This is a genomic window from Burkholderia lata, from assembly GCF_902499335.1.
In the GTDB taxonomy this organism is placed as follows: domain Bacteria; phylum Pseudomonadota; class Gammaproteobacteria; order Burkholderiales; family Burkholderiaceae; genus Burkholderia; species Burkholderia lata_B.
The window spans coordinates 164,505-183,083 of sequence record NZ_CABVQK010000009.1 but is presented as its reverse complement, the minus strand read 5'-3'; the positions used below and the strand labels follow the sequence as shown (position 1 = coordinate 183,083).

The following is an 18,579-nucleotide window of genomic DNA, read 5'->3' as shown; positions in this document are numbered from 1 at the left end:
TTCATCCTTCACCGGCCCATCATGAAGAAAACATTTTCCGTCCTGCTGCTCTGCGCGGCGCTGCCCGCGTTCGCCAAGGTCTCCACCGAGGTGTACTGCTTCAAATCGGACGGCGACAAACCCGTACGCTTCGAGATGCGCACCTATTACGACGACGCTGTCGACTGGTCGGGCGGCATGGTCCGCTATGCGAGGGCGAAAACGGCCCTGCCGCTGGTGGTCGAGCACGTGGACGAAGAAGTGCTCGCCGAGGGCCGCCCGCACCAGTTCACGACGACCTGGGTCGAAATGGTCGACGGCAGGATCAACGGGCGCTACGAGATGATGTCGCAGGGCGCGATGATCTATTCGATGACCTATACCAGCGCGCGCACCGGCAAGCAGACCGCGTTCGGCAGAGCAATGGACGTCGACGCCTCCGAACAAACCGGGTGCCGCTGGTGATGCGCCCGCTGATCCGGATGGCGTGGGTGCTGGTCGCGCTGCACGCGGGCTTCGCGAATGCCGCACCGCGCACGGTCTACGAAGGAACGCTGCAAGGCGCCGGCGCCGTCGTGATGGAACTCGACGATCGCCCGGCTGCGGACGGCTCGATCTCGGGCCGCTACTTCTATGCGCAGCACGGCGTCGATATTCCGCTGCACGGCACGCCCGCGCAACTGGTCGAGCCGCTCGTGCGAACGCAGTTGCCGGACGATGCCCGTAGTCCATTGGGATACCGCGAGCAAGCCGATTTCGATCATGCCGCGGCCACCTGGCAGGGCACGCGGGACAAGGCCGGCTATCGCGGCCGCTGGACCGATGCGCGCTCCGGCAAGTCACGTGCCTTCGCGTTGCGCCGCGTCGCCGAATACGATCCCGACGCAGTCGCGCCCGGCGCCGTCGAAGCGATCACCAACAGCATCGCCGGCGGCGTCGGCAGTGGTATCGCAATCGGCGCGGCCATCGACATGCGGCAGGCACCTTATGCGACGCTGAAGCTCACCGGGCACGCGCAGCCGGCCGGCCCCGAGATCGGAGACGGCACCGTCGCGTACCGGATGTGGCGCGACCCGCGCACGAAGCTCATGTATCCGCGCCTGAGCCGCCATCCCGATCCTGCTGTCATGAGCCGAGTCAACCGCCTGCTCGAGCAGCAGCACTGGCAGATGAATCTCGCTGCGCTCGAATGCGCGTCGACCCGCTATTCCGACGACGGGCCGGCCGCCGGTTCGCTCGGCGGCTTCGACGACGAACAGGTGACGGTCACGTGGCTGTCGCCTGCGGCACTCGGCATCGTGGAATCGGGCAGTACATACTGCGGCGGCGCCCATCCGAACAATCACTACGATCCGGTCACGTTCGACCTGCTGCGTGGTACGTACCTCGACTGGAATCGCGTGATCGACGCGACGACGGCGGGCGCGGACGGCGCCCCGGCAACGAGCCCCGTGCTCGTAAGTTTCATTACGCGACTGCGTGACAAAGCCGAATCCGGCGCTCACCCGACGGATGGCGACCGCGATTCGATGGCGTGTGCCGATGTGTTCCCGCAGTATCTGGCGTTCGAACTCGATGCGCCCGGCAAGCTGTCGTTCAGCGTCTCAGGTATCGGGCACGCAATGGGCGCCTGCCTCGGGCCGCAACTCGATGCGCCATTTGCGGCGCTGGCGCCGATCCTGAAACCGGGCGGTTCGCGCTATCTCGTACCGGGCGTCAAGCTGAAGTAACGCGGCGATGCGGGGGGTACCCGCATCGCGCCCCGCCCGGCTTGTGCAACGACGGAGCCGGTCGATCGACAGGCGCCGCCGCCATCTGCATCAGGACGCGTCGCCTTGCGCGTCGACGTCGATGCCCAGCTCGCCGGCCATCCGCAGAACCAGCGCATTCAACCGCGCCACTTCATCCGCGAGGCGCTTCTGTTCGGCCTTCAGCGCTTCGAATTCCGAAGGCGGCACAGAATCGGCGCCACCGGCATCCGCGCTCGCGAAGTCGGCCAGGTTCACTTCGCCGCACATCAGGTGCATCCAGCGGTTCTCGCGCGCGCCCGGCGCACGCGGCAGCCGGACGACGAGCGGCTGCGTGCGCGCTGCCAGTTCATCGAGGAACGCCTCGACCGACGAGATATCCGCGAAGCCGTGCAGGCGTGCGCTGTTCAGGCGCAGCTCGGCGGCCGTCTGCGGGCCGCGCAGCAGCAGGATCGTCAGCAGCGCGATCGCCTGGCTCGGGATGCCGAGCACGCGGTTCACGTTGTGTTCGAAACGCGGCACGCGGCTGCTGCTGCCTTCCATCACGATGCTCAGGTGCTTCAGCCCGTCGAGCGCGGTCGTGACTTCATCCTCGCTGACGTTCATCACCGGCGAGCGCGCGGTTTTCTGGTTGCAGCCCGCGGTCAGCGCATTCAGCGACAGCGGATAGGTGTCCGGCACCGTGTGCTGTTTCTCGACGAGCACACCGAGAATGCGGGCCTCGAGGGGCGTGAGTTCGCGAAGGGCGCGTGGCGTGGGCGTATCCGGCGTGGTGTTCATGGGTGGCGTCGCAGCATGCAGCAGTGAAGGGAAACGGTCGCGGCCCGTCCGGCATCGCGCACGGGCGAGCCATATGATAGCTCGCGTCGCGTGGCCCGGCGCCGCGCGACGTGCCGGCGCGCGCACTTGCCGCAGCAGGCTTTCGTCCAACGTATTGGCCGGCCGATGCCGCACGGCGGCGTTTGCGCGACGCGCATGCGGGCGCTACGATATGCGTCACCCCGACGTCCGCAGCGCAGCACGACCGCCTTCGCACGCCAGACCACGCATCGCCCGTCCCGCACGCCATGCCGCCGCGCATGCGCACCGTTCGTCGACGCCGCTCATCCGTTCACCCCTTCGACCCGTTCACCACCATGACCGCATCCTCTTCCGCACCGCACGTGCGCGCCATCGTCACCGGACACACGCGCGGCCTCGGCGCGTCGCTCGCCGAACAACTGCTGCTGGAAGGCGTCGCCGTGCTCGGCGTGTCGCGCAGCCGTCATCCGACGCTCGCGTCGCAAGCCGGCGACCGTTTCGCCGAAATCGAACTCGACCTGTCCGACACGCCGGCCGTCGCGGCCTGGCTGGCGGGCGACACGTTGCGCCGCTTCGTCGACGGCGCGTCGATCGTGCTGCTGTTCAACAACGCAGGCATCGTCGATCCGATCGGCCCGCTCGCCGCGCAGGATCCGGCGATCGTCGCGCGCGCGGTCGGCGTAAACGTCGCGGCGCCGCTGATGCTGTCGGCCGCGCTTGCACAGGCGGCATCGGCCACGACCGAATGCCGGATCCTGCACGTGTCGAGCGGCGCGGCACGCAACGCTTACGCGGGCTGGAGCATCTACTGCGCGACCAAGGCCGCGCTCGATCACCATGCGCGCGCGGTCGCGCTCGACGCGAACCGCGCGCTGCGGATCTGCAGCGTCGCACCGGGTGTTGTCGATACGGGCATGCAGGCAACGATCCGCTCGACCAGCGAAGACAATTTCCCGATGCGCGAGAAATTCGACCAGCTGAAGTCGAGCGGCGTGCTCGCGACGCCCGAGGCAGCCGCACGACAACTGATCGGCTATGCGCTGAGCGACGCGTTCGGCTCGGTGCCGACCACCGACGTGCGAGAACTGCCGAGCCACTGAGTCACGCGGCCACGCGGCCCGTCAACGCCCTTCGAGCCGCTTCGTCCAGTCTTCGACCTGCCGCTCCGTCCGGCGCTTTTCGAGCATCTTGCGCCAGCCGGGCGGCAGTATCGGCACGTCGCACAGCGCATCGAGCGCGGTCATGTCGAGCGTGCGCCGGTACAGCACGTCGAGCACGCCAGACAGCGGCCATTGCGGATAGTCGCGCCGATGCAGCGCGAGCACGTCGCCCGGCGCCACCCAGCCCTCCTGCAACACACGGTAGTACCAGCCGGTCCGGCCGCTTTGCTGCACGAGCGCGGCCATCCGCGGATGATCGAAACGCGCGTTCAGCTTCCAGCACGGCTGCCGCGACTGCGACACCTGGAGCACGGCGCCGCCCAGCGTGAACGCGTCGCCGAGACACACGTCGTGCTCGGTCACGCCGTGTGTCGACAGGTTCTCGCCGAACGCGCCCGGTTGCGCGAGCACGTCACGCGCGCCGATCTGCGCCGACCACCACGCATAGTGATCGTACGCGTAGTGGTGAACTGCCTTGTCGGGGCCGCCGTGATGCCGCGCATCGGCCTGCTCGTCGCCGGCGAAGCCGAGCGTGCCCAGCCACAGACGGGAGCCGACCGCCTGCTTGTCGATCGCGCTGGTGTGCGGCGTGCCGGCCAGCGGCCGGCGCTTGCCGACCCGCACCGCGCCGATGGCGGCCGAGATCGCCGGCCGTGCCGCATCGCTCATGTCGTCACACCGTCCGGCAGTGCCGCGAGCAGGCGTTCGAGTTCGCGCGTGCGCGCGTCGCCGAGCGGCATCAGCGGCTTCCTCGGTTCGCCGGCATCGAAGCCGCGCATGCGCAACCCGGCCTTCACGGTCACCGGCAACCCGCCGTTGACGATGAACTGCAGCAGCGGCAGCTGCGCATGAAAGACCGTCCGCGCGCGCGCCAGGTCGCCCACGCGCATCGCGTCGAACAGCGCCAGCGGCAACGCCGCATTCAGGTTCGGCGCGGCCGTGCACCATCCGGCCGCGCCCGCTGCAAGCGCGGCGAGCGCCATCGGATTGCTGCCGTTGTAGAACGGGATCGCGCCGTCGCTCAACTGCGCGAGCCGGTGCATCCGCCCGATGTCGCCGGTGCTCTCCTTCACCATCGTCACGTTGTCGACGGTCCGGCAGATCGTCGCGATCAGGTCGGGCGACATGTCGACGCCGCTCGTCGCCGGGTTGTTGTACAGCATGATCGGGATGCCGATGGCGTCGCCGATCGCGCGATAGTGCGCGACGATCTCGTCGTTGCCGAGCTTCCAGTACGACACCGGCAGCACCATCACCGCATCGGCGCCGGCCTGTTCGGCGAAGCGCGCGCGGCGCACCGCGCCCGCCGTGGTGAGATCGGAAATGCCGACGACGGTCGGCACGCGCCGGCGCACCGCGCGAATCGACGCGGTGGCAACCGCCTCCCATTCGGCGTCGGACAGGTAGGCGCTTTCGCCGGTACTGCCCAGCGGCGCGATTGCGTGCACGCCGTCGGCGATCAGGCGCTCGATTAGCGCGTCGAGCGTTTTCAGGTCGATGTCGCCGTCAACGGTGAACGGCGTAACCGGGTAGGCAATGATGCCTTTCAGCAAGATGGACACGATAGGTATTCCTCAGTGATGGTCGGACACGGCAGCGACGAATCGCCCGCTCATGCGACGCAGTCCTGGTGCGTGCGCAATGCACGGCGCGCGTAGTAGTCGAACGTCACCGCATCGCGCTTCGGCTTCGAAATCCAGTCGTGCGCTTCGCGCGCCAGCGCCGGCGGCACCGGCTTGATCTCGCCGGCCGACATCGCGAGCAGCTGCAGCTTCGCGGCCCGCTCGATCAGCAGCGCGAGGATGCACGCTTCCTCGATCGTCTTGCCGACCACGAGCTGGCCGTGATGCGAGAGCAGAATCGCGCGCTTGCTGCCGAGCGCCTTCGAGATGATCTCGCCTTCCTCGTTGCCGACCGGCACGCCGGGCCAGTCCTTCAGGAATGCGCAATCGTCGTACAGCGGGCAGGTGTCCATGTGCGACACGACGAGCGGCTGCTCGAGCATCGACAGCGCCGCGACATGCGCCGGATGCGTATGGATGATGCAGTTCACGTCCGGGCGCTCGCGGTAGATCCATGTATGGAACCGGTTGGCCGGATTCGGGATACCTTCGCCGTCGACGACGTCGAGATCCTCGTTGACGCGCAGCAGGTTCGCGGCCGAGATCTCGTCGAAGCCGAGCCCGAGCCGCTGCGTGTAGTACGTGCCGGCGTCGCCCGCGCGGCAGGTGATCTGCCCGGCCAGGCCCGAATCGTGACCGGCGTCGAACAGGATCCGGCACGTGAGCGCGAGCTTCTGCCGCGCGGACCAGCCGCTGTCGCCCACCTCGTTGTCCAGACGCCGCTCCGCCAGCGCGACCAGCGCCTCCTTCGTCAGATTCAGCGTTTCCGCCATGTTCACCTCCTGAATGGATCGGGTCGGTCGCGCCGTCCGCGGCCGCTTTTCCCGGAAAACATGACACACGATACACCACAGGACACTTTGTGTCATGCGTTACAATCGGTTTTTCGAAGGACACCTGGCGCCCCATGACGATTCGCCTGAAGCTGCTCAGAAAACAGAAGGGCTGGACGCTCGATGTGCTGGCCGACGAGACGGGCCTCACCAAGAGCTACCTGTCGAAAGTCGAGCGCGGCCTGAGCGTGCCGTCGATCGCGGTCGCGCTGAAGTTGTCGAAGGCACTGAATGTCGACGTCGAGCAGTTGTTCTCGGAGAGTCACAACCGCGAGCTGATCACTGTCACGCGCGCCGGCGAACGTACGGCGATGGGCGCGGCGGCCGACAGCCAGGCACACCGCTTCGAAAGCATCGCGGCCGGCGTCGCGCCGAAGAAGATGCTGCCGTTCGTCGTGCATCCGCCGCACGAATTCGTCGCGTCGACGTTCCGCGAGCACGAAGGCGAGGAATTCCTGTTCGTGCACAAGGGGCGCGTCGAAATCGAATTTCCGAACGAGACGGTGCAACTCAAGACCGGCGATTCAGTCTATTTCAACGCACTCATCCCGCACCGCACGCGCAGCCTCGGCACCGCGCAGGCGGAGATCCTGGTCGTCGTCAGTCACGACGACTAGCATCGTTACCTCTTCGCGCAAGGATCCCCGATGGTCACGAAGGCCACCGCACCGTTCCAGCAGATCAAGACGCTCGTTCGCCAGAACGTCGAATCGGGCGACTGGCGCCCCGGGGACCGCATTCCGTCCGAGCTCGATCTCGCCGCCCAGTTCAGCGTCGCACGCATGACGGTCAACCGCGCGCTACGCGAGCTGACCGAGGAAGGCGTGCTGAAGCGCATCGCGGGCGTCGGCACCTTCGTCGCCGAGGTGAAGCCGCAGTCGAACCTGCTGATGATCGCGCACATCCGCGACGAAATCCGCGCGCGCGGGCACGAATATCGCTGCCGCGTGCTGAGCCGGTCGAGCGAGCCCGCGTCGTTCGACGTCGCGGCCGCGTTCGGCCTGCCGGTCAACACGCCGGTGTTTCACGTGGTGTGCGTGCACGAGGAAAACGGCCGACCGATCCAGCTCGAGGATCGCTACGTGAACCCGGCCGCCGCGCCCGGCTTCATCGACCAGGATTTCCAGGTCGAACCGCCGTCCGAGTACCTGTTCAACAACGTGTCGCACTACGAACTGGAGATCGAGCACGTGGTCGATGCGTCGCTGCCGACCGGCGAACAGGCGCGGCTGCTCGACATGCGCGCCGACGAGCCGTGCCTCACGCTCACACGCCGCACCTGGACGAACGGGCTGCCCGTCACGTTCGTGCACTTCCTGCATCCGGGCAACCGCTACCGGCTCGGCTCGCGCTTCAAGCCGGGTGCCGGACGCCACCCGACCTGATCCTTCGTTACACCCTGCGCATGAAAGCGCAAGGCGGCCGCTTCGCCACGAAACGGCCGCCTTGCTCGTTGCATACGGCTGTCAGATCGCGCCGGCCTGCCCCGCGCCACGCGACCACACGACCGGAAACAGCGGGTGATCGAGCGGCGCGCCGTCGGGCAGTTGCTCCGCGAGCCCGGGGAAATCGGGCGACGTCTTCCAGCGGCGCGGCGCGTGACGGATATCGTCGCCGACGAAGCGGATCGAGAACGCGCGGCGGCGATTCTGCGTACCGCCCGACGCATGCAGCGTGAGCATCCGGAAGCACACCATGTCGCCGGGCTCGAGCGCCCAGTGGCGGATCGGAAACGCCGCGCGATCGCCTTCGATGTCGGGCAAGTCAGCCAGGCTGCCTTCCGGAAACCATTTCGCCTCCTTGTCCATGAACGTGCGCGGCATCAGCCACGGCCCGAGATGCGAGCCCGCGACGAATTCCAGCGTCGATTCGAGCGGCACCGGATCGACCGGGATCCACATGCTGACGTTGTCGTCGCCTTCGATGTTGTAGTACGGCTGGTCCTGGTGCCACGGCGTGCGCTGCCGCGTGCCGGGTTCCTTCACGAGCAGGTGGTCGTGATGCAGCCGCACGTGCTCGGTGCCCATCAGCGCGGCGGCGACCGACGGCGCCGGCGAGCGCACGATGAAGTCGCGATACGCGTCGTTGTGCTGCCAGTTGCAGAAATCCTCGAAGAACCAGCCCGGATCGTCGGGCCGGCTCGCGACTTTCGCGCGCTCGCTGGGCTGCGCGAGATTCGTGTCGATGCCGGCGCGCAGCGCGGCGACTTCGTCGGGCGAGAAGATGCCCTTGATGCAGACCGCCCCTTCTTCGCGGAACGCGGCGATCAGTTCGGGCGTCACGGCTTGCGCGACGCGATCCTGGATACTCGTCATGGTGTGCCTGTCGATGGAATGAATCACGGAATCACGGTGCGGAAGTCAGCTGTTGCTTCGCGCCGTAGATGTCGAAGTCGAAATATTTCGCGGCGATCTTCTGGTATGTGCCGTTCGCGCGGATCGCGACGATCGCGTCGTTCAGTCGCTTCTTCATCGCTTCGTCGCCCTTGCGCACGCCCATCGCGACGCCGTAGCCGGTGATCCGCACGTCGGTCACGTCGGGGCCGGCGAACGCGTAGCCCTTACCGCGCGGGGTCTTCAGGAACGAGTAGCCGGCCTGCGTCTTGTCCTGGAAGGTCGCGTCGAGGCGGCCGTTGACGAGATCCTGGTACACCTGGTCCTGGTTCTGGTACGAGACGATCGTCACGCCCTTGGTCGCCCATTCGGCCTTCGCGTACGCCTCCTGCGTCGTGCCCTGGTCGATCCCGATGCGCTTGCCCGCGAGCGACGCGGCGGTCGGCAGCAGCGTCGAGCCGACCGGCGCGACGAGCGCGCCCGGCGACGCATACAGCTTGTTCGAGAAGTCGATCTGCTTGAGGCGCTCGTCGGTAGCCGTCATCGCGGACATGATCACGTCGAACTTGCGCGCGCGCAGCGCCGGAATCATCCCGTCGAAGCCCTGCTCGACCCACACGCACTTCGCATGCAGCTGCTCGCAGATCGCATTGCGCAGGTCGATGTCGAAGCCGGCGAGCGAGCCGTCCGGCTGCTTCGCCTCGAACGGCGGATACGTGGGGTCGATGCCCCAGCGGATCGTCGACGCGTCCTGCGCGAACGACACGAGCGGCGCGAACGCCAGCGCGGTAACGAGGAGCTTTGCAGTGCGGTTCATGGCATGTCCTTGAGAGTCTCGACGCGGCGGGCGAACGCCGGCGTCCGGTGGGGAGCGGTGCGCGAAAGACAGGGACTTCGATGAAACTGCGTTGCAGTCTAGACCGCTCAATTTTTGAGCGCAAGCGGGGGAAGCGGGGGCGGGGTGGGTGGAGGGCGGGCGGAGACTTGGATTGGGAAAGAAGCACGGGGTGGCGCTTGCAGAATGACTGTCTGGTGGGGGGTTTCTGGCCTATTTGAGGTGTTTACCCTGCGCGATGCACGCCCGCCACAGGACGTGTTTTTCCGGATATCCGTGGGATGACGATGTCTATACTGGCGATCGCAGCACGGTCTCGGCCCATATTTTTCCAACGTTACGGGCGATGCGCCCTATACCACGATGGAATTTTCCAAGGACGAAAGCTTATCCCGAGATGTAAGATATACCTTACATTCTAGATCGCTGTACCCTGCCGGGAGGTCGCCATGCAACTCTATGAAATTGGTCAAGCCGTCGCGAAACGGCGGGCGGAACTCGACCTCACGCAGGCCCAACTTGCAAAGCTCGCCGGCTTGTCTCGCCTCACCGTGAACCAGCTCGAAACCGGCAAGGTCAAGGATCTCGGCATCAACAAGCTGATCCCGTTGCTCAGCGTGCTCGGCATTGAACTCCTGGCGCTACCGCGGCAGCCGCAAAACGGTCTCTACAAGGCCGTCGTGAGTTCAAACGTTAGCTATCAGGGTGAATTGACCGAACGACTGTTAGCCGACGCGCTTGCTACCGGACGGATTCCGGACGGATACGAATCGCAGTTCTCCGTCATCCTCGACGAGGTGCCGCTGCCTGTCGTGGTAAAGGCGGCCGAGGAAGCCTCCGAGCGCTCGGGCACCCCGCTTCGGGCCATCTGGAAAAACCTAGCCGCATGGTCGAAGGATCTTCATCTGTACCGGGAGGTATGGGCATGACTGCACCATCCCCCTTGCCTGACGGCCCATGGCAAGGTCTTTTCCGTCACGCGCTGACGCTGGTCGACGAGATACGGAAGCACGGCACGTCGAATCCGTTCTGGACTTTTGGTGGTGGCACGGTCCTGATGCTGCGCCACGGCCATCGCGTCAGCAAGGATGTCGACATCTTCGTACCCGATCCGCAGTATCTCGGGTACGTGAATCCCCGCATCAGCGACGCCGCATCCGACATCACGACAAACTACGAGGAACACGCCGGGTTCGTGAAGCTCGTGCTGCCAGACGGCGAAGTCGATTTCGTGGTCTCCCGGAATCTGACGGCTCCCGGCTACGACGAATGGACACTGATGGATCACGTCGTCAAGGTCGAGACTTCCGCGGAGATCGTCGCCAAGAAAATGTGGCACCGTGGCGATCGACCGACCGCGCGGGACCTGTTCGATCTGTGCCTGGTCATCGAGCGGGAACCAGAGAACCTGATGGGAGCCGGTGCATTCCTCGTCCGGCATCGCGATACGTTTCTGCGTTTGCTCAAGGAGCATCGTGCGTTCGTACAGCCACGCTTCGACCACATCCGGACACTCGGCTACACGCCGTCGTTCGACTATTGCGTCGAACTGGCCGAAGCATTCCTGCAGAAGCTTCCCGGCGGCACGCCCGAACAAAAATCACGCCGCCGATGACCCCTACCGCGCCCCCGCCGCCGCCAGCACCCGCTCGATCGCCCCATACCCGCGCTGCCGCGCATGCTGCAGAGGCGTCTCGCCGTTGGAATCCGCCAGATTGACGTTCGCGTGCCCGTTCACGAGCAGCTGTACGATCCGCACATACCGCTCGCTGCCGTCGCCGAGCATGATCGCCTCCAGCAGCGCGGTCCAGCCGAGCCGGTTTACATGGTTGATGTTCACCCCCACATCGATCAACGTGCGCACCGTATCCACATGGCCGCGCTCCGCCGCCGGAATCAGCGCGGTGCCGCGATACCGGTTCGTGCTGCGCAGGTCGGCGCCATGCGCGAGCGTCATCTGCAGGATGCCGAGATAGCCGCGCGCACCGGCATACAGGTACGGGCTGTCCTGGATCGCATCCTTCGCGTTGACGTCCGCGCCCGCGTCGATCAGCACGCGCGCCGCATCGACATGATTGCCGTGCGTCGCGATCAAGAGCGCCGTGCGGCCCTGCCCGTCGCGTGAATCGATCTGCGCGCCGCGCTCGAGCAGCGTGCGCACTTCGCCCGCATCGCCGCGATCGGCCGCGCTGCGCAGCCGGCCTTCGAGCGCGCCGCCGTCGGCGGCGGCCACCGCGGACGTGAGCGTGGTCAACGCAAACGAGCCGATGATCGCGATCCACTTGAAAAACATCCCGTTTCCTCCTTGCGTGCCGCGCGCACCGAAGCGCGGCCGATGCAATGCGTCAGACGTCCTGGCGGTGTGGCGCAACGCCGCGCCGGATCCGGCGAAACCGCGATTGCCCGCGGCGTCAGGCCATGTTAAAAGTCGTCGCACGCATTTGGAAATGAAATGTTCGAATCCGCAAAAGTGCAGAAATGAATAGACCCCTGTTCGACCTCGACCTGCTGCGCGCGCTCGTGATGGTCGCCGACTGCGGCAGCTTCACGACGGCCTCCGCGCGCCTGCATTCGACGCAGTCGACGGTCAGCCAGAAGGTGCGCCGGCTCGAGGAAATCGCCGGGCACCGCCTGCTCGACCGCGGCACGCGCGACGTGCGGCCGACCGACGCGGGCGTGACGGTGCTCAGCTATGCGCGGCGCATGATCGCGCTGAACGACGAGATGCTGGAAGCACTGTCGGGCGCCACGGTCGCGCTGACGATCCGGCTCGGCGTGCCCGACGATTTCGCGGCGGGCCGCACGACGCATGCGCTCGCGGCGTTCAAGCGCGCGCATCCGCAGGTGAAGCTCGAAGTGATGTGCGGGCTGAGCCGCGACATCAGCGCCGCGTACGACCGCGGCGAGCTCGACCTCGTGCTGATCAAGCAGCGGCGCGACAGCCGCGAAGCCGTCGTGCGCTGGCCCGAGAAGCTGCGCTGGATCGACAGCGCGAAGCATCCGACGATCGATCTCGACCCGGTGCCGATCGTCGTATTCCCGCCGCGCGGGCTTTATCGCGACGACATGATCAAGGCGATCGAGGAGCGCGGCCGCCGCTGGCGGATCAGCTTCACGACGTCGAGCCTGAGCGGCATCCAGGCCGCCGTGGCAGACGGGCTCGGCATCAGCGTGCTCCCGGCGCGCGTGGTGACGGACGAGCACATCGTGCTGACCGCGAAGCAGGGTTTCGCGCCGATCGAGCACATGGACATCGCGATCCTGCATCGGCCGACGGCCGACCCGATGGTCAGCGAACTGACGAAGGCGCTCGCGACGATGCTGGAGCTCGAGGAGTAGCAAGAAGGCTGGGAGCAGCGGCAACGTGAAGGACACCGCGGAAGCGGCGCTACCGGCACGGCCGATGCAACGAGACCGCGGGCGCATCGACACGCCCGCGCGCCTGCTACTCGTCAGAACATCGTGTTGCCGTTCGCGGCCTGCTCGGGCACGGGTTGATTCACGTCCCAGTGCTCGACGATCTTGCCGTTCTCGAGCTTGAAGATGTCCATGATCGCGCTGCCGCGCGTGCCGGGTTCGCGCACCGCGTGCACGTGCAGGATCACGTAGTCGCCGTCGACGAACGAACGCTTGATCTCGCTGTGCGACTGCGGATATTTGTCGCGCAGGAATGCGACGAACTTGCGGAAGCCGTCGCGGCCGTCAGCCGCGTTCGGGTTGTGCTGCACGTAGCGATCGCCGACATACGCGAGTGCGGCGTCCGCATCCTTCTCGTTCAGGCCTTTTTCGTAGAACGCGAGCACCGTCCGCCGGTTGGCTTCCTGCTGCGAGTCCGTCGGGCCGGCCGCCACCGCATGCGCGGCGCTCACGGCGAACAGGGCCGCCGCCATCCATCGTGCGGCTCGTGCCGCTGTCGTGCATCGCATCGTCGTCTCCCGGGAAATCCCGCTGAAAACCGGATCATACCGGGGCGACGCTGTGCTCACGCTTCACTCAGACCAGCGCACCGTTACGCGCAACGATCTTCCCCGACGACACGACGAGCCGCCGCACCGGCCGCGCGACGACAGCCTCGGCGAACGTCAGCGCATCGACGAGCACGACGTCCGCGCGGCTGCCCGGCTGCAGCCCGTAAGCGTCGAAGCCGCAACCGCGCGCCGCGCTGTGCGTCACGCAGTCGAGCGCGATTTCGAGCGCATCGTCACGGCGGAAATCGTTGCGCATGCCGATCAGCATCGCGCGTTCGAGCATGTCGGGCGACCCGTACGGCGTCCACGTGTCGCGCACGCCGTCGTTGCCGCCGATGACCGTCACGCCCGCCGCGCGGCACGCGGCCACCGGCGGCACGGGCACCGCCGCCGGCGCGGTCGTGACGAGTCCCACGCCGAGTTCGGCCATCCGCGCGAGCAGCGCATCGCGCTCGCGTTCGGCGATATCGCCGAGACAGAACCCGTGGCTGATCGTCACCTTGCCCTGCATGCCGTGCGCGGCCGTACGCTGCAGGATCAGGTCGAGCGAGTACGCGCCCATCGATCCGCGCTCGTGCAGATGAAGGTCGAGCCCGCGGCCGTGGCGCTCGGCGATCGCGAACAGCACGTCCACCGCCTCGACCGGATCGCCTTCGATCGCGCACGGGTCGAGCCCGCCGAGCAGATCGGCACCGGCGGCAAGGGCTTCGGACAGCAGTGCGTCGGTGTCCGGCCGCTTGAGCACGCCCGATTGCGGAAACGCGACGATCTGGATCTCGACCTGCCCGCGCAGCGTCTCGCGCGTCGCGAGCACGCCGTGCAGATGCCGCAGCCCGGCTTCGGTATCGATGTCGACGTGCGTGCGGATGCGCGTCGTGCCGGCCGCGAGGAACGCGCGCGCCAGTGCGAGCGACGCGGCACCGGCGTCATGGCCGCTCGTCGCGCGATAGTGGCGTTCGTTCTCGATCCGGTCGACGAGGCGCGGCCCGACCTGGTTGCGATACCACGGCATCCCCCAGTGCGTCTTGTCGAGGTGCGTGTGGCCTTCGACGAGGCCGGGCAATGCAAGCGCGCCCGCGCCGTCCTCGATCGCGCAGCCGGCGGGCGCGTCGAGCGACGGGCCGATGCGCGCGATGCGATCGCCTTCGATCAGGATGTCGAGCGCGGCGTCGGCGCTCGGGCGGACGTTGCGGATCAGCAGGTTCGTCATGTCGGTTCCGGTGTGGTCGGTCAGTGCGGTCAGTCAGTCGGTGCGAAGGGGGCACGGCAAGTGCCGTGCCGCCGGTCAGGTCGGTCAGCGCATGAAGCGAAGCGCGGGGGCGAACGGCGCGCCCGTGTCGCTTTCGCCGCGACGGAACACCCAGCGCTCGGCCGGCACGCCCGCGACGGCCGCCGCCGCATTCGGCGCACGCACCGCGACGAACGTCGCTTCGCAGCCGACCGCGATTCCATAGTTATCCTTGCCGATCACGCGCGCGCCGGCGTGCGTCGCCATGTCCAGCGCGATGCCGAGTGCTTCGTCGGTGTAGAAGCCCGACCGATAGCCGACCATCATCGCGCGCTGCAGCATGTCGCCGTTGCCGTACGGCCACCAAGCGTCGCGGATGTTGTCGTTGCCCGCGAACACGTGCACGCCCGCATCGCGCAGCAGCTGTACCGGCGGAAACGCGCAGTCGCCCGGCGCATTCGTCAGGATCGACACGCCGGCTTCGGCCAGTGCCGCCGCGGTGCGCTGCACGTCGTCATCGCTCACCTGGCCGAGCGCGTACGCGTGGCTCACGTTCACGCGGCCGCCGAGCCCCGCCGCGCGCGTGCGCGCCGCGATCCGCAGCAGTTGCGCGATGCCCGTTTCACCCGGCTCGTGCAGGTGGATGTCGATCTTCGCGCCGCGCTTCTCGGCGATGCCGAACACGATGTCGAGCTGGCCGTCCGCATCGCCGTCGAGCGTCGTCGGGTCGATCCCGCCGACCACGTCCGCGCCTTCGCGCACGGCTGCGTCGAGGATCTCGGCGGTACCCGGGCACGTGACGACGCCGGCCTGCGGGAACGCGACGAGTTCGATATCGACGATCCCGCGCCATTGCTCGCGCGCGGCCATCACGGCCTGCAGGTTCGACAGGCCCGTCGTCGCATCGACGTCCACATGGCTGCGCATCGCGACCGTGCCGAATGCGGCGGCCTGCGCGATCAGCGTATTCGCGCGTTCGACGATCGGCGGCGCGGCCGCGAGCTGGCGCTTTTCGACCGCGAGCCGCTCGCGCAGCGTGCCGACCGGTTCGTGCGGCACCCAGCGATCGCCGACGAAACTCTTGTCGAGGTGGATGTGGCCATCGACGAAGCCGGGCAGCACGACGCGGCCGTCGAGGTCGATCGTTTCCGCGCCGGGCGCGGCGGCGCAATCGGCGCCGATCGCGGTAAAGCGGCCGTCACGGACGACGAGATTGGTGGGCTGGCCGCCGGCGTCGACGGCGTTGATGAAGATACGATCGGTCATGGCTCGGAATGTGGGGCGGTCGCGGCGCGACACCGGCGCGGACAGGGGAAGGAACCGCAGCCGGCACGGTGCGACCGTTGGCAGGGAATCCGGCCACGATATCGGACGCCACCGCCCGAGGCCAATTAAAAGTCGCGATGCCGCGCATTCGATTTCGCGATGCGCGGCACGCGCGGCCGCGGGACATGGCACGGCGATGGGGCGGGATCGCGGGGAAAACGGGGGAAAAACCGAGGGCCGAGCCGCGTCGGCATCACCGGAAAGCAGGCGTCCGGAGGCTGCCTCGTGCCCATGCCGGGCGCCGCTTCAGCGCCCCGCCGGGGCGGCGATTTACGCGGCAACAGACTTTACACGTTGTTACCCGGCCGCACCGGACGCGCCACCGGCCATTCCTTATACTCACGCCGAGTTCGCCACCCGTCCCGGCTTTCGTCGGCGAACCCGTTGCCGATGCAGGAACCATCATGATGCGCATGCCTTCCACGAAGACCGTTCTGTTCGCCTCGCTCGTCGCCGTCGCGGCGCTTCCGCTGACCGCCTGCGTCGCGCCGGGTTACTACGGCGCGCAGCCGGGGTATCCGCAGCAGCAGCAATACGCGACGCCCGGCTACGCGCAGCCCGCGTACTCGCAACCCGGCTACGTGCAGCAGCAACAGCCGTATCCGAACCAGGCGCCGCAGCCGTACGATCAGTACGGCAACCAGCAGCAATACGGGTCGCAGCCGTATGACCAGTACGGCAATCAGCAGCAATACGGCAACGGCTACGGCACGCAGTACGGCACGGTCTCGAACATCCAGCCGGTCAACGGCTCGGTCGGCCCGTCGGGTGTCGCCGGCACCGTCGTCGGCGCGCTGGTCGGCGGCCTGGTGGGCAACCAGTTCGGCCGCGGCCACGGCCGCGATGCGGCAACCGTGATCGGTGCGCTCGGCGGTGCGGTGGCCGGCAACCAGATCGGCCAGCAGATGGGTGCCGCGCAAGGCCCGAGCAGCTACCGGATCGACGTACAGGTCAGCGACGGCTCGATGCGCTCGTTCGACGTGCAGTCGCCGGGTAACCTGCGGCCGGGCGATCGCGTGCAGATCAACGGCAATCAGCTGGCGCGGTATTGATTTCGATGCGATGCGCCTGACGCGATCGGGCGCATCTTCGTGCGTTTGACGTCGGGCGCGAGTCCGGCGCGACGACGCGCAGGCTTCACGCCATCCTCATCCTTCGTGCCGGCGCGGCGCGCATGACGCGCCGCCGCCCCCGCCACGGCGCCTTCGCACCCGCCTCCCACGCGCCCCGTTGCACGACCACTCCCCCGAACCAACAGCCGCGACTCAGCGCATGACCGTCACACGCGCTCGACGCCAAGCCCGACACGCGTCGACCGCGCGGCCGCCTGCAGGTGCCGCGAACGCCGGTAGATGATCGCCATCAACGCCATCACCGCCGCGCCGGCATACAGCGACCCGCGTGTCGACGGATCGACGCCGAGCATCACGAACACGAACGCGACGAACACCAGGCAGATCCACGACGTGACCGACGCGTACGGCATGCGGAACGCCACCGTCTCGCCGCGCGCGGCCAGCACGCGCCGGAACCGCATGTGCGTCAGCACGATCATCGCCCAGATCACGGCCACGTCGAACGACAGGAACGACATCAGCCAGCCGAACACGCGTGCAGGGATCACGTAGTTCAGCACCACGCCGACCGACATGAACAGCACGGTCGCCCGCACCGCGCGCGACGGCGACCCGCTGGCGCTCAGCGCCGCGAACGACGCGGGCGCGAGGCCGTTGCCGGCCATGCTCGACAGCATGCGCGCGCCGCTGAACACGATGCAGTTGAAGCTCGACAATGCGGCCGTCACGACCACGAAGTTGACGATGCCGGCCGCCTGCCGCAGCCCGAGCGATTCGAACGTCGTCACGAACGGGCTGCCATGCTCGCCGAGCTCGTGCCACGGATAGAGCGCCATGATGATGAACAGCGCGCCGACGTAGAAGATCAGGATGCGCCACAGCACCGAGTTGATCGCGCGCGGGATCATCTTCTGCGGCTCGCGCGCCTCGCCTGCCGTGAGGCCGATCATCTCGACACCCGCGAACGAATACGCGACGATCGGCAGCGCGCTCACGACCCCGAGCACGCCATGCGGAAACACGCCGCCGTGGCGCCACAGGTTCGACAGGCCGACGGGCTCGCCGCCATGTCCGATCCCCGTGAACACGATCAGCGCGCCGCCCGCGATCATCAGCACGATCGTCACGACCTTCACGATCGCGAACCAGAACTCCAGCTCGCCGTACACCTTCACGTTGAGCAGGTTGAACGCCGAGATCGCAGCGATGGCCGACACGACCCACAGCCACTGCGGCACGTCCGGAAACCAGAAACCCATATAGATGCCGATGGCGGTCGTTTCCGCGACACCGACGCCGACCATCAGCAGCCAGTAGCTCCACCCGACCACGTAGCCCGCGAACGGCCCGACGTATTCGAACGCATACGCACCGAACGAGCCGGACACGGGCCGGTGCACCGCCATCTCGCCGAGCGCGCGCATGATCAGGAAGATCATCGCGCCGCCGATCAGGTACGCGACGAGCGCGCCGGGCCCGGCCGCCTTGATCGCGGACGCCGAGCCGAGGAACAGGCCGACGCCGATGGCCATGCCGAGGGCCATGAACGAGATCTGGCGCGCGCCGAGCTCGCGCCGCATCGTGTGCTGTTGCATGTTGTCTCCAGTCGTTGATCGTCGCGGCGAGCCGGATCGGCCAGCCGCTGGATGGAGCGGCCGGCGTCGTGTGCC

The 18,579-nt window shown here is 67.3% G+C and carries 20 protein-coding genes; 9 read left to right on the top strand and 11 right to left on the bottom strand.

Annotation, left to right across the window (positions count from 1 at the left end; genetic code table 11):
- Positions 1-21 precede the first annotated feature (21 nt).
- Both BCO18175_RS23015 and BCO18175_RS23010 read left to right on the top strand, forming a co-directional pair.
- Complete coding sequence (locus BCO18175_RS23015) at positions 22-444, top strand: hypothetical protein (protein ID WP_174984316.1); 423 nt, start codon at positions 22-24, stop codon at positions 442-444.
- The gene (locus BCO18175_RS23010) at positions 444-1,709 is read left to right on the top strand and encodes a hypothetical protein (RefSeq protein ID WP_174984863.1); all 1,266 of its coding nucleotides are present in this window, start codon (positions 444-446) and stop codon (positions 1,707-1,709) included. Before BCO18175_RS23015 ends, BCO18175_RS23010 begins: the two co-directional genes overlap by 1 nt.
- A 90-nt stretch (positions 1,710-1,799) precedes the next feature.
- Here the strand turns inward: BCO18175_RS23010 and BCO18175_RS23005 are convergent, their stop codons facing one another.
- Positions 1,800-2,507: a YceH family protein gene (locus BCO18175_RS23005; RefSeq protein ID WP_174972879.1), complete on the bottom strand. Its 708-nt coding sequence runs from the start codon at positions 2,505-2,507 to the stop codon at positions 1,800-1,802.
- A 356-nt stretch (positions 2,508-2,863) separates the two neighbouring features.
- Here BCO18175_RS23005 and BCO18175_RS23000 point away from each other — a divergent pair, with 356 nt between their 5' ends.
- On the top strand, positions 2,864-3,628 hold the full coding sequence (locus BCO18175_RS23000; RefSeq protein WP_174984314.1) for an SDR family oxidoreductase: 765 nt from the start codon (positions 2,864-2,866) through the stop codon (positions 3,626-3,628).
- Between the two features lie 21 nt (positions 3,629-3,649).
- On the opposite strand, the gene BCO18175_RS22995 is transcribed toward BCO18175_RS23000, so the two are convergent.
- From BCO18175_RS22995 to BCO18175_RS22985, 3 genes are read right to left on the bottom strand one after another with little or no spacing between them, the layout of a single operon-like run.
- Entirely contained in the window at positions 3,650-4,357 is a 708-nt protein-coding gene (locus BCO18175_RS22995; protein WP_174984311.1) for an MOSC domain-containing protein, read from the bottom strand.
- A complete protein-coding gene (locus BCO18175_RS22990; protein WP_174984308.1) occupies positions 4,354-5,250 on the bottom strand; it encodes a dihydrodipicolinate synthase family protein in 897 nt (298 codons plus the stop codon). Before BCO18175_RS22990 ends, BCO18175_RS22995 begins: the two co-directional genes overlap by 4 nt.
- Before the next feature lie 50 nt (positions 5,251-5,300).
- On the bottom strand, positions 5,301-6,083 hold the full coding sequence (locus BCO18175_RS22985; RefSeq protein WP_174940598.1) for an aldolase: 783 nt from the start codon (positions 6,081-6,083) through the stop codon (positions 5,301-5,303).
- Between the two features lie 134 nt (positions 6,084-6,217).
- On the opposite strand from BCO18175_RS22985, the gene BCO18175_RS22980 reads away from it, so the two are divergent.
- Positions 6,218-6,760: a helix-turn-helix domain-containing protein gene (locus BCO18175_RS22980; RefSeq protein WP_174984305.1), complete on the top strand. Its 543-nt coding sequence runs from the start codon at positions 6,218-6,220 to the stop codon at positions 6,758-6,760.
- A gap of 30 nt (positions 6,761-6,790) precedes the next feature.
- Positions 6,791-7,528 carry a histidine utilization repressor gene (hutC, locus tag BCO18175_RS22975; RefSeq protein WP_174984302.1) on the top strand — a complete coding sequence of 246 codons (738 nt, stop codon included), beginning with the start codon at positions 6,791-6,793 and terminating at the stop codon, positions 7,526-7,528.
- A gap of 81 nt (positions 7,529-7,609) precedes the next feature.
- On the opposite strand, the gene BCO18175_RS22970 is transcribed toward hutC, so the two are convergent.
- Together BCO18175_RS22970 and BCO18175_RS22965 are read right to left on the bottom strand one after the other, a co-directional pair.
- Positions 7,610-8,458 carry a phytanoyl-CoA dioxygenase family protein gene (locus tag BCO18175_RS22970; protein ID WP_174917883.1) on the bottom strand — a complete coding sequence of 283 codons (849 nt, stop codon included), beginning with the start codon at positions 8,456-8,458 and terminating at the stop codon, positions 7,610-7,612.
- Between the two features lie 31 nt (positions 8,459-8,489).
- Entirely contained in the window at positions 8,490-9,293 is an 804-nt protein-coding gene (locus BCO18175_RS22965) for an ABC transporter substrate-binding protein (protein ID WP_174917884.1), read from the bottom strand.
- A gap of 467 nt (positions 9,294-9,760) precedes the next feature.
- Between BCO18175_RS22965 and BCO18175_RS22960 the strand changes: the two genes are divergently transcribed.
- The gene (locus BCO18175_RS22960; protein WP_174972866.1) at positions 9,761-10,240 is read left to right on the top strand and encodes a helix-turn-helix domain-containing protein; all 480 of its coding nucleotides are present in this window, start codon (positions 9,761-9,763) and stop codon (positions 10,238-10,240) included.
- A complete protein-coding gene (locus BCO18175_RS22955) occupies positions 10,237-10,926 on the top strand; it encodes a nucleotidyl transferase AbiEii/AbiGii toxin family protein (protein WP_174984299.1) in 690 nt (229 codons plus the stop codon). The genes BCO18175_RS22960 and BCO18175_RS22955 overlap by 4 nt, the downstream gene beginning before the upstream one ends.
- Before the next feature lie 3 nt (positions 10,927-10,929).
- On the opposite strand, the gene BCO18175_RS22950 is transcribed toward BCO18175_RS22955, so the two are convergent.
- Positions 10,930-11,604: an ankyrin repeat domain-containing protein gene (locus BCO18175_RS22950; RefSeq protein ID WP_174984296.1), complete on the bottom strand. Its 675-nt coding sequence runs from the start codon at positions 11,602-11,604 to the stop codon at positions 10,930-10,932.
- 185 nt (positions 11,605-11,789) lie between these two features.
- Between BCO18175_RS22950 and BCO18175_RS22945 the strand changes: the two genes are divergently transcribed.
- The gene (locus tag BCO18175_RS22945; RefSeq protein ID WP_174984293.1) at positions 11,790-12,650 is read left to right on the top strand and encodes a LysR family transcriptional regulator; all 861 of its coding nucleotides are present in this window, start codon (positions 11,790-11,792) and stop codon (positions 12,648-12,650) included.
- Positions 12,651-12,763: 113 nt separating this feature from the next.
- Here BCO18175_RS22945 and BCO18175_RS22940 read toward each other — a convergent pair whose 3' ends face one another.
- From BCO18175_RS22940 to BCO18175_RS22930, 3 genes are all read right to left on the bottom strand, one after another.
- The gene (locus tag BCO18175_RS22940; protein ID WP_174984291.1) at positions 12,764-13,237 is read right to left on the bottom strand and encodes a nuclear transport factor 2 family protein; all 474 of its coding nucleotides are present in this window, start codon (positions 13,235-13,237) and stop codon (positions 12,764-12,766) included.
- A gap of 67 nt (positions 13,238-13,304) precedes the next feature.
- Positions 13,305-14,489 (bottom strand): amidohydrolase family protein, encoded by a 1,185-nt coding sequence (locus tag BCO18175_RS22935; protein ID WP_174984288.1) that lies wholly within the window; start codon positions 14,487-14,489, stop codon positions 13,305-13,307.
- Positions 14,490-14,573: 84 nt separating this feature from the next.
- Positions 14,574-15,773 (bottom strand): amidohydrolase family protein, encoded by a 1,200-nt coding sequence (locus BCO18175_RS22930; RefSeq protein ID WP_174984286.1) that lies wholly within the window; start codon positions 15,771-15,773, stop codon positions 14,574-14,576.
- 464 nt (positions 15,774-16,237) lie between these two features.
- Here BCO18175_RS22930 and BCO18175_RS22925 point away from each other — a divergent pair, with 464 nt between their 5' ends.
- A complete protein-coding gene (locus BCO18175_RS22925; RefSeq protein WP_046548769.1) occupies positions 16,238-16,885 on the top strand; it encodes a glycine zipper 2TM domain-containing protein in 648 nt (215 codons plus the stop codon).
- 227 nt (positions 16,886-17,112) lie between these two features.
- Here the strand turns inward: BCO18175_RS22925 and BCO18175_RS22920 are convergent, their stop codons facing one another.
- A complete protein-coding gene (locus tag BCO18175_RS22920; RefSeq protein WP_174984283.1) occupies positions 17,113-18,504 on the bottom strand; it encodes an amino acid permease in 1,392 nt (463 codons plus the stop codon).
- Positions 18,505-18,579: the final 75 nt, after the last annotated feature.